Annotated in this window: 15 protein-coding genes; 11 read left to right on the top strand and 4 right to left on the bottom strand. The window is 60.2% G+C overall.

Annotation, left to right across the window (positions count from 1 at the left end):
- Window positions 1-236 precede the first annotated feature (236 nt).
- The 4 genes from J3P82_RS22340 to J3P82_RS22325 all read left to right on the top strand — a co-directional run bounded on the left by J3P82_RS22340 (window position 237) and on the right by J3P82_RS22325 (window position 4,674).
- Window positions 237-2,675: a Lon protease family protein gene (locus J3P82_RS22340; protein WP_434558705.1), complete on the top strand. Its 2,439-nt coding sequence runs from the start codon at window positions 237-239 to the stop codon at window positions 2,673-2,675.
- Window positions 2,676-2,896: 221 nt separating this feature from the next.
- Window positions 2,897-3,238: a hypothetical protein gene (locus J3P82_RS22335; protein ID WP_186613023.1), complete on the top strand. Its 342-nt coding sequence runs from the start codon at window positions 2,897-2,899 to the stop codon at window positions 3,236-3,238.
- A gap of 127 nt (window positions 3,239-3,365) precedes the next feature.
- Window positions 3,366-3,854 (top strand): TIGR00645 family protein, encoded by a 489-nt coding sequence (locus J3P82_RS22330; RefSeq protein ID WP_025215565.1) that lies wholly within the window; start codon window positions 3,366-3,368, stop codon window positions 3,852-3,854.
- Window positions 3,855-4,056: 202 nt separating this feature from the next.
- Window positions 4,057-4,674: an FKBP-type peptidyl-prolyl cis-trans isomerase gene (locus tag J3P82_RS22325; protein ID WP_434558704.1), complete on the top strand. Its 618-nt coding sequence runs from the start codon at window positions 4,057-4,059 to the stop codon at window positions 4,672-4,674.
- A gap of 66 nt (window positions 4,675-4,740) precedes the next feature.
- Here the strand turns inward: J3P82_RS22325 and J3P82_RS22320 are convergent, their stop codons facing one another.
- The 3 genes from J3P82_RS22320 to J3P82_RS22310 form a co-directional block, all read right to left on the bottom strand.
- Window positions 4,741-4,998, bottom strand: coding sequence for a PA4570 family protein (locus tag J3P82_RS22320; protein WP_186613028.1), 258 nt, complete (start codon window positions 4,996-4,998; stop codon window positions 4,741-4,743).
- A 201-nt stretch (window positions 4,999-5,199) separates the two neighbouring features.
- Entirely contained in the window at window positions 5,200-5,541 is a 342-nt protein-coding gene (locus tag J3P82_RS22315) for a zinc ribbon domain-containing protein YjdM (protein ID WP_186613029.1), read from the bottom strand.
- Window positions 5,542-5,665: 124 nt separating this feature from the next.
- A complete protein-coding gene (locus J3P82_RS22310; RefSeq protein WP_186613031.1) occupies window positions 5,666-6,634 on the bottom strand; it encodes a polyprenyl synthetase family protein in 969 nt (322 codons plus the stop codon).
- 251 nt (window positions 6,635-6,885) lie between these two features.
- On the opposite strand from J3P82_RS22310, the gene rplU reads away from it, so the two are divergent.
- The 5 genes from rplU (at window position 6,886) to J3P82_RS22285 (ending at window position 10,678) form a co-directional block, all read left to right on the top strand.
- The gene (gene rplU, locus J3P82_RS22305) at window positions 6,886-7,200 is read left to right on the top strand and encodes a 50S ribosomal protein L21 (RefSeq protein WP_003176051.1); all 315 of its coding nucleotides are present in this window, start codon (window positions 6,886-6,888) and stop codon (window positions 7,198-7,200) included.
- Window positions 7,201-7,236: 36 nt separating this feature from the next.
- The gene (gene rpmA / locus J3P82_RS22300; protein WP_003176049.1) at window positions 7,237-7,494 is read left to right on the top strand and encodes a 50S ribosomal protein L27; all 258 of its coding nucleotides are present in this window, start codon (window positions 7,237-7,239) and stop codon (window positions 7,492-7,494) included.
- Window positions 7,495-7,684: 190 nt separating this feature from the next.
- Window positions 7,685-8,908, top strand: coding sequence for an Obg family GTPase CgtA (gene cgtA / locus J3P82_RS22295; protein ID WP_434558703.1), 1,224 nt, complete (start codon window positions 7,685-7,687; stop codon window positions 8,906-8,908).
- A 177-nt stretch (window positions 8,909-9,085) separates the two neighbouring features.
- Window positions 9,086-10,204 carry a glutamate 5-kinase gene (gene proB / locus J3P82_RS22290; RefSeq protein WP_420767648.1) on the top strand — a complete coding sequence of 373 codons (1,119 nt, stop codon included), beginning with the start codon at window positions 9,086-9,088 and terminating at the stop codon, window positions 10,202-10,204.
- A gap of 9 nt (window positions 10,205-10,213) precedes the next feature.
- A complete protein-coding gene (locus tag J3P82_RS22285) occupies window positions 10,214-10,678 on the top strand; it encodes a CreA family protein (protein WP_434558702.1) in 465 nt (154 codons plus the stop codon).
- A gap of 98 nt (window positions 10,679-10,776) precedes the next feature.
- Here J3P82_RS22285 and rpsT read toward each other — a convergent pair whose 3' ends face one another.
- Window positions 10,777-11,055, bottom strand: coding sequence for a 30S ribosomal protein S20 (rpsT, locus tag J3P82_RS22280; protein ID WP_003185593.1), 279 nt, complete (start codon window positions 11,053-11,055; stop codon window positions 10,777-10,779).
- A 254-nt stretch (window positions 11,056-11,309) separates the two neighbouring features.
- Here rpsT and murJ point away from each other — a divergent pair, with 254 nt between their 5' ends.
- Both murJ and ribF read left to right on the top strand, forming a co-directional pair.
- Window positions 11,310-12,848: a murein biosynthesis integral membrane protein MurJ gene (gene murJ, locus J3P82_RS22275; protein WP_434558701.1), complete on the top strand. Its 1,539-nt coding sequence runs from the start codon at window positions 11,310-11,312 to the stop codon at window positions 12,846-12,848.
- A gap of 129 nt (window positions 12,849-12,977) precedes the next feature.
- Window positions 12,978-13,916: a bifunctional riboflavin kinase/FAD synthetase gene (gene ribF, locus J3P82_RS22270; protein ID WP_434558700.1), complete on the top strand. Its 939-nt coding sequence runs from the start codon at window positions 12,978-12,980 to the stop codon at window positions 13,914-13,916.
- The last annotated feature ends 10 nt before the right edge of the window (window positions 13,917-13,926 follow it).

The following is a 13,926-nucleotide window of genomic DNA, read 5'->3' as shown; positions in this document are numbered from 1 at the left end:
CTGGCCCCTAATGGCGCCAGTGGGCCGGTTATTGTTCCAGCCGCGCAGTTTGGAGTTTAGGCACGATCCGAGGGTTCCGTGACATTTTGCAAAAACATTAATTGAAATCACCTGTTTACCGGCTTCCTTGCGCGGTTTTTCCATCGACTATGCTTTGGCTCAAGGCGCTCCTTGCCAGTCAGGTGTAGGCAGCGCCAGAATGCCGCTATCTGCCCCGCCTGATGTAAGGAAGCCCGATGCCTGATCCTGTTGCTGCCAGCTTGCGTCTAGCGCCTGAAGCGCTGACCCGTCCGTTTTCCGCTGAACAGTTCAGCTTCTCTACCACCAATGATCTGGAGCCCTTCCGCGGTGTGCTTGGCCAGGAACGTGCGGTCGAAGCCTTGCAGTTTGGTGTGGCAATGCCACGCCCCGGTTACAACGTTTTCGTCATGGGCGAGCCCGGCACAGGCCGGTTCTCGTTCGTCAAACGCTACCTCAAGGCCGAGGGCAAGCGCATGCAGACCCCGGCGGATTGGGTCTACGTCAATAACTTCGATGAACCGCGCGAACCCCGCGCCTTGGAACTGCCGTCAGGCACGGCGGGTGCTTTCATCGGCGACATCAACGGCCTGATCGACAACCTGCTGGCGACATTTCCGGCGGTATTCGAGCACCCGTCCTACCAACAGAAAAAAAGCGCCATCGACCGCGCCTTCAACCAGCGCTACGACCGCGCCCTCGATGTGATCGAGCGCCTGGCGCTGGAAAAGGATGTCGCGCTGTACCGCGACAGCAGCAACATCGCCTTCACGCCGATGAGCGAAGGCAAGGCCTTGGATGAGGCGGAGTTCGCCCAGTTGCCGGAAGCCGACCGCGAGCGCTTCCATGAGGACATCTCCAGTCTGGAAGAGCGTCTGAACGAAGAACTCGCCAGCCTGCCGCAGTGGAAGCGCGAGTCCAACAACCAGCTGCGCCAGCTCAACGAAGAAACCATCACCCTGGCGTTGCAGCCCTTGCTCGCGCCGCTCTCGGAAAAATACGCCGAGAACGCTGCCGTCTGCGGTTATCTGCAGGCCATGCAGGTCTACCTGCTCAAGACCGTGGTCGAGCAATTGGTCGACGACAGCAAGACCGACGCCGTCGCCCGCAAGCTGTTGGAAGAACAATACGCCCCGAGCCTGGTCGTCGGGCATCCTGCGAGCGGTGGCGCGCCGGTGGTGTTCGAACCGCACCCGACCTACGACAACCTGTTCGGGCGCATCGAGTACAGCACTGACCAGGGCGCGCTCTACACCACGTATCGGCAATTGCGGCCGGGTGCGCTGCACCGGGCCAATGGCGGCTTTCTGATTCTCGAAGCGGAAAAAATGCTCAGCGAGCCGTTCGTGTGGGATGCCCTCAAGCGCGCCCTGCAATCGCGCAAGCTGAAAATGGAGTCGCCATTGGGTGAGCTGGGCCGGCTGGCGACGGTGACCCTGACGCCGCAGCACATCCCGTTGCAGGTGAAAGTGGTGATCATCGGCGCGCGCCAGCTCTACTACGCCTTGCAGGACCTGGATTCGGATTTCCAGGAAATGTTTCGCGTGCTGGTGGACTTCGACGAAGACATCCCGATGGGGGACGAGAGCCTGGAGCAGTTCGCCCAGTTGCTCAAGACCCGCACTTCGGAGGAGGGCATGGCGCCGCTGACCGCCGATGCAGTGGCGCGCCTGGCGACCTACAGTGCGCGCCTGGCCGAACATCAGGGGCGCTTGTCGGCCCGTATCGGCGACCTGTTCCAACTGGTTAGCGAGGCGGATTTCATCCGTCAGCTGGCCGGCGATGACATGACCGACTCCGGCCACATCGAGCGTGCCCTCAAGGCCAAGGCCACTCGCACCGGGCGCGTCTCGGCGCGGATTCTCGATGACATGCTGGCGGGGATCATCCTGATCGACACCGATGGCGCGGCCGTGGGCAAGTGCAACGGGTTGACGGTGCTGGAGGTCGGCGATTCGGCGTTTGGCGTGCCGGCGCGAATCTCCGCCACGGTGTATCCGGGCGGCAGCGGCATTGTCGACATCGAGCGCGAGGTTAACCTCGGCCAGCCGATCCACTCCAAGGGCGTGATGATCCTTACCGGTTACCTGGGCAGCCGTTATGCCCAGGAATTTCCGCTGGCGATCTCGGCCAGCATTGCCTTGGAGCAATCCTACGGTTACGTGGATGGGGACAGTGCGTCCCTCGGAGAGGCTTGCACGCTGATCTCGGCCCTGTCGAAGACACCGTTGAAACAATGCTTCGCCATCACCGGCTCGATCAACCAGTTTGGCGAAGTGCAGGCGGTAGGCGGGGTCAACGAGAAGATCGAAGGCTTCTTCCGCCTCTGCGAAGCGCGCGGGCTGACCGGGGAGCAAGGGGCGATCATTCCCCAGGCAAACGTCGCGACCCTGATGCTCGATGAAAAGGTGCTGGCCGCCGTGCGCGCGGGACAGTTCCATGTCTATGCCGTGCGCCAAGCCGATGAGGCGCTGAGCCTGCTGGTAGGCGAGCCTGCTGGCGAGCCGGACGAAAACGGCGAGTTCCCGGAGGGCAGTGTCAACGCTCGCGTAGTGGAGCGGCTGCGGGTCATCGCGGAAATGATCAGCGACGAAGACATCAAGGAAGCGGAAAAGGAAATGGCGCAGCAGGCATTGATGGAGGCCAAGCCAGCTTGAGCTGTCGGGGCGAGGGAGCAAACTCCCTCGCCATCAAGCCGCTAAATAGTCACAGATTTGGCGTCAATATTCACACTATGACCGCTCGGCGTATTCTGGTCTCGAAACCCTTCGGCGCCGGAACTTTTCTCCTATCCTCAGCTCAAGGATAACGAGAGCCATCATTGGATCGAAACAGCCCTTCCCGGGGCTGAATAGCGGATCTACCGAGGGGCGCCGCCATGTCGCGCAACCTTTGTCTTACTCGTCATTGCCTAGGCCTTGTGACCCGTATCGAATGCGCCGTCCGTCCCCTGGCCGGAGATACTGGCATGTGGACCGTGCTCTTCGCCGCGGGAATGGCCGGCGAACAACCTTCGGCCATCAAAGCCCAAGGGCCATTTCCCGGCCCGACCGCTGCTGAAACCATTCTCGACACCATCGTCCAGAACCTGACATCCCACGGCTATGAGCTGGCCGACGATCCGCAGATCTGGTCCTTGCACATGCAGGCGCAACTGCGGGAGATCAACGGCGGCCGCTGTCGCAACGTCGGCGGCTTCGAGTTTCGCCCGCTTCACTGAGTCACCATCGAACGTGCTCCGCGAGTAGAGGCTTGACACATGTCGGTGCCCAGGACAGGGCGGCGTTTGTGGGGCGGGTCGCGACTGATATACTCGCCGCGTTTTTACAGCCCTGGTGTGAGACTCAATGGAACGCTTTATCGAGAATGCAATGTACGCCTCCCGTTGGCTGCTGGCGCCGATCTACTTCGGGCTGTCGCTGGGCTTATTGGCCTTGGCGTTGAAATTCTTCCAGGAAGTCTTTCACGTCATTCCCAACGTGTTTGCCATGGCCGAATCCGAACTGATCCTGGTGCTGCTCTCGCTGATCGACATGGCGCTGGTGGGCGGCCTGCTGGTGATGGTGATGATCTCCGGCTACGAGAACTTCGTTTCGCAATTGGATATCGATTCCGACAAGGAAAAGCTCAACTGGCTGGGCACCATGGATTCCTCGTCGCTGAAGATGAAGGTCGCAGCGTCGATCGTTGCAATCTCGTCGATCCACTTGCTGCGCATCTTCATGGACGCCAAGAACGTCGATCCCGAACACCTGATGTGGTACGTGATCATCCACATGACCTTTGTGGTGTCGGCGTTTGCCATGGGTTACCTGGATAAACTGACCAAGCACTGAGCCCCGTTCATCGTTGCGATGCACCGCCCGTCTGCCGAGAGCCAGTCGGGCGCTGTCGCTTCTGGCAAGGCGCGCGGATACGCGGCTCGTCACCCGCCACGGCATCTGTGCTAGTCTGCTCGCCCTTTTGGTTCCGGGCGCTCCGGGAGGCGCTGTGTCACGCACGGCATTTCTCGAGCCGTCCGCACAGCGGAGCAGCATCATGTCCGAAGTTAACCTGTCCACCGACGAAACCCGCGTCAGCTACGGCATTGGCCGTCAGTTGGGCGACCAACTGCGCGACAATCCGCCACCGGGCGTAAGCCTTGACGCGATCCTGGCCGGCCTGACCGACGCCTTCGCCGGCAAGCCGAGCCGTGTGGGCCAGGACGAGATGTCCGCCAGCTTCAAAGTCATCCGTGAAATCATGCAAGCCGAAGCTGCCGCCAAGGCTGAGGCCGCTGCTGGCGAAGGCCGTGCGTTCCTGGCTGAAAATGCCAAGCGCGAAGGCATCACCACTTTGGCCTCCGGCCTGCAGTTCGAAGTGCTGACTCAAGGCGACGGCGCCAAGCCGACCCGTGAAGACCAGGTGCGCACTCATTACCACGGCACGCTGATCGACGGCACTGTATTTGACAGCTCCTACGATCGTGGCCAGCCAGCCGAATTCCCGGTGGGCGGGGTAATCCCAGGTTGGACCGAAGCGCTGCAACTGATGAGCGCTGGCAGCAAATGGCGCCTGTACGTGCCGAGCGAGCTGGCCTACGGCGCTCAAGGCGTTGGCAGCATCCCGCCGCACAGCGTGCTGGTGTTTGACGTCGAGCTGTTGGACGTCCTGTAACGTATCAACGCTTGAGCAGACTTTTGTGGGAGCGAGGTTGCTCGCTCTCACAAAGTCTGTACGTCGTTATCCATGGAACCTGCCATTGAAATCGCCAGTGGGGCGCAACGCCCGGGCGTAGCAGAACAGGAACAGGTTGCGTACCAGCTCCTTGAGCACCAGCGGTTCGCTGGAGTTGAGGCTGTTAAGGTCCAGATCTCCCTGGTCCTGGAGCTCGTTCAACGCTTCTTCTTCAAGCACCGCGCAGACTTCCCCGGTTTCCCGATGCAGGATCCTCAGGTAGGGATGTGGGCGGTCGAGCCAGGCATCGATCAAATAAGTCATGGTTCTCATCTCCTTGATGGGTTCGATGAGAATAATTCTTATTCGCTAAATAGCAAGTCTCTATTGGCGTGCCGATTGTTTTTCTGACGATGGGGCGCATCAGCTCGATGCGGTTGGCAAAAGGCGGGGCGTGTGGAATGGGGCGCGTGCAGGGATGGTTAAGCGCCATCCCGCAAGGCGCAGGATGGGAATACAGCTATTTCAGACTTTTCTGACGAACTCGGATTTGAGCTTCATCGGTCCGATGCCGTCGATCTTGCAGTCGATGTCATGATCGCCATCGCACAGGCGAATGTTCTTGACCTTGGTTCCGACCTTCACCACCAACGACGTGCCCTTGACCTTGAGGTCCTTGATCACGGTGATGGTATCGCCGTCCTGCAGGACATTGCCAACCGAATCTTTCTTCACGGTGTCATCGGACGCCGCTTCAGCTTCGCCGCTGGCGGACCATTCGTGGGCGCACTCCGGGCAGACCAGTTGAGTACCGTCTTCATAGGTGTATTCGGAATTGCAGGCAGGGCAGGGAGGCAACGTGCTCACTAGGGTTCCTTGAGTATCAGGAGGTCAAAAGGGCGCACATTGTATAGGGTTTTGTTGCGAGGAGGGTGATGCGGGGCTTTTGTGGCGAGGGAGCAAGCTTCCTCGCCACAAAAAACTCCGGGTGTCAGTGGGTACGGGCGACCGCAAACTCGCTCAGCTCGACCAGCGCGTCGCGGTATTCGCTGGCCGGCAGGGCGTCGAGACATTTGATTGCCCGAGCGACATAATCCCGGGCCAGGTTTGCGGTGTATTCCAGCGAGCCGGAAGCTTCGACTGCGGCGCGGATGCTTTCCAGGTCTTCGATTCCGCCTTTCTGGATCGCCTGGCGCACCAGGGCGGCCTGTTCAGGCGTGCCTTCGCGCATGGTGTAGATCAACGGCAGGGTCGGCTTGCCTTCGGCGAGGTCGTCACCGACGTTCTTACCCAGGGTCTCTGCGTCGCCCTTGTAGTCCAACAGGTCGTCCACCAACTGGAAGGCCACGCCCAGGTGGTCGCCGAAGGTGCGCAGGGCTTCGCTCTGCTCGGCGCTGGCGCCGGCCAATGCAGCGGCGCTGTGGGTCGAGGCTTCGAAGAGCATCGCGGTCTTGCCGCGGATGACCTCCATGTAGGTTTCTTCGGTGGTGCTGGCGTCGCGGACCTTGGACAGTTGCAATACTTCGCCTTCGGCGATGATGCGCGTGGCCTGGGACAGGATCTTCATCACCGGCATCGAGCCCAGTTCGACCATCATTTCGAACGAGCGCGAATACAGGAAGTCGCCCACCAGCACGCTCGGGGCGTTGCCCCACATGGCGTTGGCGGTCGAGCGGCCACGGCGCATGCCGGACATGTCGACCACGTCATCATGCAGCAGCGTCGCGGTGTGCAGGAATTCGATGGTGGCGGCCAGCAGGCGCATGTCGTCGCCTTCGCGCCCCAAGGCCTTGCCACATAAAAGCACGAGTAACGGACGCAGGCGCTTGCCACCGGCCGAAGTGATGTAGTCGCCGATTTTCGATACCAGCGGCACTCGGGAAGTCAGCTGCTTCTTGATGATGCCGTCGACGGCGCTAAAATCGTCCGCCACTGCGCGGTAGAAAGCTTGGGGTTGCATCAGCGACAGGCGCTCCAGAAGGGTTGCGCGGCATGCTAGGACCCCCATCCGCAGGTGTCAAGGCGCATGCTCCTGCAGTGCGAGCGGCTACTTGCAAGGCTCGACCGGCTTGCGTACAATCGCGCACCCTGAACTTCCTGGGCAGCACCTGCCTTACGCAATTGCATCCGGGCCTTCCAGCCCATGCAGCCATGCCAGCCAATACCTCTTCTTATAAAGCGCTGGGTGAGCAGGATTATCGGAGAAATACCATGTCGTACGCAGTAATTGTTACTGGTGGCAAGCAATACAAGGTCGCCCCAGGTGAATACCTGAAGATCGAAAAACTGGAAATCGCTACCGGCGAATCCGTGACTTTTGATCGCGTTCTGTTGGTCGCCAATGGCGATGACGTGAATATCGGCGCTCCAGTCGTTGCTGGCGCTACTGTTGTGGCTGAAGTGATCTCCCAAGGTCGTCACGATAAAGTCCGCATCATCAAGTTCCGTCGTCGTAAGCACCACATGAAGCGTATGGGCCACCGCCAGTGGTACACCGAGATCAAAATCACCGGTATTCAGGCTTAATTTTCAGCCTAATTCCTCACTAGGAGAATTGAACTCATGGCACACAAAAAAGCTGGTGGTAGTACCCGTAACGGTCGCGACTCAGAAGCCAAACGCCTTGGCGTGAAGATGTATGGCGGCCAGAAAATCATTCCGGGCAACATCATCGTGCGTCAGCGCGGCACCCAATTCCACGCCGGTTACGGTGTTGGCATGGGTAAAGATCACACCCTCTTCGCGAAAATCGAAGGCGTGATCAAGTTCGAAGTAAAGGGCGCGTTCAACCGCCGTTACGTGAGCGTTGTCGCAGCTTAATTGCGAGATCGCTGGAAAAGCCCTGTCTTGCGACGGGGCTTTTTCGTTTGTGGGGTGAGTCTCTTGCAAAACTGTTTGTATGGGCTGTCGGCGCTGCGGTTGGGGCGCGTATTCAGGTCGCTGCGTTCATTTTTGCAAGAGTCTTATGTCTTGTTTTTTTGGCTCGTCCGTATGGCGAGAGGCGTGTGTCATGAAGTTTGTTGATGAAGTATCGATTCGAGTTAAAGCTGGCGACGGCGGCAATGGCTGCATGAGTTTCCGTCGGGAAAAGTTCATTGAAAACGGCGGTCCGAACGGTGGTGATGGTGGCGACGGTGGCTCGATCTACATGCTCGCCGACGAAAACCTCAACACTTTGGTCGACTACCGTTACACCCGGCACTTCGATGCCGAGCGTGGCTCCAACGGCGGCAGCACTGACTGCACCGGCAAGAAGGGCGAAGACCTGATCCTGCGCGTGCCGGTCGGCACCACGGTGATCGACTCGGCCACCCAGGAAGTCATTGGCGACCTGACCAAGGCTGGCCAGCGTCTGCTGGTCGCCCACGGCGGTTGGCACGGCCTGGGCAACACCCGTTTCAAGTCGAGTACCAACCGTGCACCGCGCCAGACCACGCCAGGCAAGCCAGGTGAGCAGCGTGACCTGAAGCTGGAAATGAAAGTACTGGCCGACGTAGGCCTGCTGGGCCTGCCGAACGCCGGTAAAAGTACCTTCATTCGCTCGGTGTCGGCAGCCAAGCCGAAAGTGGCCGACTACCCGTTCACCACCTTGGTGCCGAACCTGGGTGTGGTTAGTGTCGACCGCTGGAAGAGCTTCGTCATCGCCGACATCCCGGGGTTGATCGAAGGCGCTTCCGAAGGGGCTGGTCTGGGGATTCGCTTCCTCAAGCACTTGTCACGCACCCGTCTGTTGCTGCACCTCGTCGACATGGTGCCGCTGGATGAAACCAGTGCTGCCGATGCCGCTGAAGTCATCGTCAACGAGCTGACCAAGTTCAGTCCGGCCCTGGCCGAGCGTGATCGTTGGCTGGTGCTGAACAAGTGCGACCAGATCCTTGAAGAAGAGCACGAGGAGCGGGTCAAGGAAATCGTCGATCGCCTGGAGTGGGAAGGTCCGGTCTATGTGATCTCGGCCATTGCCAAAGAAGGCACCGAGCGCCTTTGCCACGACATCATGCGTTACCTGGAAGATCGTGCCGATCGCTTGGCCAATGATCCGGCCTACAAGGAAGAGCTGGCCGAGCTCGACCAGCGCATCGAAGACGAGGCGCGTGCCCAGTTGCAGGCGCTGGACGACCAGCGTGCGTTGCGTCGCAGTGGCGTCAAGTCGGTCCATGACATCGGTGACGACGATTGGGACGAAGAAGATGTGGATGACGAAGACGGTCCGGAAATCATCTACGTGCGCGACTGATCCTTGCTGATCCCGCTCCCGCAGGTTTAAGTGGTCGGGCGCGGTGTTATCATCGCAGCCAGCCGGTCTTCAAGGCGCCGCTCATTTGAGCGGCGTTTTGGTATCTGTAAAAGGCAAATACGAATAATCCCATGGGCGGCGCTGGGTCGCGCCGTTCGCTGGCAAAGGTTGAAGATGATGCGGAGCAAGGTGACGGGTGCGCAGCGCTGGGTCGTGAAGATCGGCAGCGCATTGCTGACGGCGGATGGCAAAGGCCTGGATCGCACGGCGATGGCGGTGTGGGTCGAGCAGATGGTGGCCTTGCATGAGGCTGGTGTCGAGCTGGTGTTGGTCTCTTCTGGGGCCGTGGCTGCCGGTATGAGTCGTCTGGGCTGGACGTCGCGACCCAGCGCGATGCATGAGCTGCAAGCTGCCGCCGCCATCGGCCAGATGGGCCTCGTGCAAGCCTGGGAGTCGAGCTTTGCCGAGCACGGTCGCCATACGGCGCAGATCCTGCTGACCCATGACGACCTTTCCGATCGCAAGCGCTACCTGAATGCCCGCAGCACGCTGCGAGCATTGGTGGAGCTCAAAGTCATCCCAGTGATCAACGAGAACGACACGGTGGTTACTGACGAGATCCGTTTCGGCGACAACGACACCCTCGCGGCGTTGGTGGCGAACCTCGTGGAAGCGGACCTGCTGGTCATTCTCACGGACCGCGACGGTATGTTCGATGCCGATCCGCGCAACAATCCTGACGCCAAGCTTATCTACGAAGCGCGCGCCGATGACCCGGCACTGGATGCGGTTGCCGGTGGTACTGGCGGAGCGCTGGGCCGTGGCGGCATGCAGACCAAGCTGCGCGCAGCGCGTCTGGCGGCCCGCTCCGGGGCCCATACCATCATCGTCGGTGGTCGGTTGGAGCGCGTGCTGGATCGCCTGAAGGCCGGCGAGCGCATCGGCACTTTGCTGTCGCCTGAGCGCGGCATGCTCGCGGCGCGCAAGCAATGGTTGGCCGGGCACTTGCAAACCCGCGGCACGCTGGTGCTGGATGCGGGCGCCGTGTCGGCCTTGTCCCAGGGCAACAAGAGCCTGCTGCCAGTGGGCGTGAAGCTGGTCCAGGGCAGTTTTCGCCGGGGCGAAATGGTCGTGTGCGTGGCGCCGGATGGTCGTGAGATCGCCCGTGGCCTGGCCAACTACAGCGCACTGGAAGCGCAAAAAATCATCGGTCAATCGTCTGATGCGATTGTCGGTCTGTTGGGTTACATGGCTGAGCCTGAATTGGTGCACCGTGACAACCTGATCCTCGTCTAAGGAAAAATCATGGGTTTGGCAAAAGGGTTGATCGGCTTGCTGGTGGCGTTGCCGCTGCTGGCTTCGGCTGAGGAAATCGGTCAGGTGTCCACTGTATTCAAGTTCGTCGGGCCGAATGATCGCATTGTGGTCGAGGCGTTCGACGATCCCAAGGTGGACGGGGTGACCTGCTACCTGTCGCGCGCCAAGACGGGCGGCGTCAAGGGTGGTCTGGGGCTGGCCGAGGATCGTGCCGAGGCATCCATTGCCTGTCGTCAGGTCGGGCCGATCAGCTTCAAGGGCGAGCTCAAGGATGGGGACGAGGTCTTCAGGGAGCGCACCTCGCTGGTATTCAAGACCATGCAGGTGGTGCGTTTCCTCGACAAGAAGCGCAATACCCTGGTTTACCTGGTCTACAGTGACCGGGTGATCGAGGGCAGCCCGCAGAATGCGGTGACGGCCATTCCGATTCTGCCGTGGCCGAGCGCTCAGTAAAAAGTGTAGGCGGGCCTGCTCGCCTTCATGGTTGCGGTGCTTGAATCGCAGGCAATAAAAAACCGACCCTGAGGTCGGTTTTTTAATGAGCGCGTCGCTTAGGCAGCAGCGGCAACGTTCAGGGCCTTTACGTGGCCATTCAGGCGGCTCTTATGGCGAGCAGCCTTGTTCTTGTGGATGATGCCTTTATCGGCCATGCGGTCGATAACTGGCACAGCCAGAACGTAAGCAGCTTGTGCTTTTTCAGCGTCTTTTGCGTCGATGGCCTTGACTACGTTTTTGATGTAGGTACGGACCATGGAACGCAGGCTGGCGTTGTGGCTGCGACGCTTCTCAGCCTGTTTTGCACGTTTTTTGGCGGAAGGTGTGTTGGCCACCGTCGAGCTCCTCGAAAGACTTTTTAGGAAATAGCAAACAAAATAGGCCGCGAATCATGCCGATGAGTTGAGGTCTTGTCAAGGGCGGGTGACACGTTCCGCTGAATGGCAGGTGCGGCGCACCGGGTGATTTCTTTCCGGCGTGCGACCTGTAAACTCGCGGGCTTTGGCGCTGTGCTGTTTAGCGGCGCGAAGTATCGCACAAGTGGGCGCGTTGTTCGCCTGCTGTTTATCGACAGGCAAAAACTCTTTCCATGAATCTGCTCAAATCGTTGGCCGCCGTCAGCTCTATCACGATGCTTTCCCGCGTCCTGGGATTCGTTCGCGACACACTGATCGCCCGGATATTCGGGGCCGGAATGGCCACCGACGCCTTCTTCATTGCCTTCAAGCTGCCCAATCTGCTGCGGCGAATCTTCGCCGAAGGGGCATTTTCCCAAGCCTTCGTACCGATCCTGGCGGAATATAAAAGCCAGAAGGGCGACGAGGCGACCCGCACCTTCATTGCTTATGTGACGGGTTTACTGACGCTGGTGCTGGCGCTGGTCACGGCGGCCGGCATGCTCGCCGCGCCCTGGGTGATCTGGGCCACCGCGCCGGGTTTCACCGACACACCGGAAAAATTCCAGCTCACCTCCGACCTCTTGCGGGTGACCTTTCCTTATATATTGCTGATTTCCCTCTCATCCCTGGCCGGGGCGATCCTCAACACATGGAACCGTTTCTCGGTACCGGCCTTCGTGCCAACGCTGCTCAACGTCAGCATGATCGTCTTTGCGCTGTTCCTGACGCCTTACTTCGATCCTCCGGTAATGGCCCTTGGCTGGGCTGTGTTGGTGGGCGGCTTGGCGCAGTTGTTGTACCAGCTGCCGCACCTGAAACAGATCGGCATGCTGGTGCTGCCGCGACTGAACCTGCGCGACAGCGGCGTGTGGCGAGTCATGAAGCAAATGCTGCCGGCCATTCTTGGGGTGTCGGTGAGCCAGATTTCGCTGATCATCAACACGATTTTCGCCTCGTTCCTGGTGGCCGGTTCGGTGTCGTGGATGTACTACGCCGACCGCTTGATGGAGTTGCCGTCCGGGGTGCTGGGCGTGGCGTTGGGCACGATTCTGCTGCCGACACTGGCCAAGACCTACGCCAGCCAGGACCGCCATGAATATTCGCGGATCCTCGATTGGGGCCTGCGCCTGTGCTTCGTGCTGGTGTTGCCTTGCGCCCTGGCGCTGGGAATCCTCGCCGAGCCGCTGACCGTCTCGCTGTTCCAGTATGGCCAGTTCAGTGCCTTCGATGCCTTGATGACTCAGCGGGCATTGGTCGCCTATTCGGTCGGCCTGCTCGGGATCATCGTGATCAAGGTGCTGGCGCCGGGCTTCTACGCGCAGCAAAACATTCGCACCCCGGTGAAAATCGCCATTTTTACCTTGGTGATGACTCAGCTGTTCAACCTGCTGCTCATCGGGCCTTTGGCCCATGCGGGCCTGGCCTTGGCAATCAGCGCGGGTGCCTGCCTTAACGCCGGGCTGCTGTTTTATCAGTTGCGCAAGCAAAAGATGTATCAACCGCAGCCGGGCTGGGCAAAGTTTGGCTTCAAGCTGCTGGTCGCGGTGGGCGTGATGTCGGCGGTCCTGCTGGGGGCCATGCATTTCATGCCGGCCTGGGGCGAGGGGCAGATGCTCGAGCGTTTCCTGCGCCTGGGCGCGCTGGTTGTTGCGGGCGTGGTGGCGTATTTCGGCATGTTGCTGCTCATGGGGTTCCGCTTGCGTGACTTCAATCGCAAGGCCCTGAGCTGATGGACCGCACTCGATAATTGCGGGGCGGACTGCGGTTTTGTCGGTTCGATCACTTTGGGTTACGGTGTTGCCTGTCACCGACCGCCGGGTGTGGTTATAATCGGCCACTTTATGAGCAAGAAGCGCGTTATGCAGCTGGTTCGAGGCCTCCACAACCTGCGTCCCCGGCATCGGGGCTGTGTCGCCACTATTGGCAACTTTGACGGTGTTCACCGTGGCCACCAGGCTATCCTGGCGCGGCTGCGCGAGCGTGCGTTGGAGTTGGGCCTGCCCAGCTGCGTGGTGATCTTCGAGCCGCAGCCCCGGGAGTTTTTCGCCCCGGACACCGCTCCGGCCCGTCTGGCCCGGTTGCGCGACAAGCTGCAACTGCTGGCCGCCGAAGGCGTCGATCGGGTCTTGTGCCTGGCCTTCAACCAGCGCCTGAGCAAGCTCAGTGCCGCCGAATTCGTCGATACCATCCTGGTGGACGGTCTCGACGTGAAGCATCTGGAAGTCGGCGATGATTTCCGTTTCGGTTGTGACCGGGCAGGTGATTTCGATTACCTGCAACAGGCCGGTATCGCCCAAGGCTTCACCGTCGAAGCTGCTCAGACCGTCGAGATGGACGGCCTGCGGGTCAGTAGCACGCAGGTTCGCAATGCCTTGGCCGCTGGCGACTTCGAACTGGCCGAGCGCCTGCTTGGCCGGCCATACCGGATTGCCGGCCGGATCCTGCACGGGCAGAAACTGGCGCGCCAATTGGGCACGCCGACGGCCAACGTGCAACTCAAGCGCCGTCGTGTGCCGCTGACCGGGGTGTTCCTGGTGAGTGTCGAGATCGACGGCAAGACCTGGCCCGGCGTCGCCAATATCGGCGTACGGCCCACGGTGCAAGGAGATGGCAAGGCCCATCTCGAAGTACACATTCTGGATTTTGCCGGCGATCTGTATGACCGGCGTTTGACGGTGGTTTTCCACCAGAAGCTGCGTGAAGAGCAGCGTTTTGCCTCTCTGGAGGCGCTCAAGACGGCGATCCATGCAGATATCGCCGCCGCCCGTGCCCTTGTCGCAACCAGCGCCAATCGCTAATGAAGAGCCT

The organism is Pseudomonas sp. Z4-20 (assembly GCF_051131955.1).
GTDB lineage: Bacteria > Pseudomonadota > Gammaproteobacteria > Pseudomonadales > Pseudomonadaceae > Aquipseudomonas > Aquipseudomonas marvdashtae.
The sequence above is the reverse complement of the archived record's forward strand: the minus strand, read 5'-3'. Positions and strand labels throughout refer to the sequence as shown.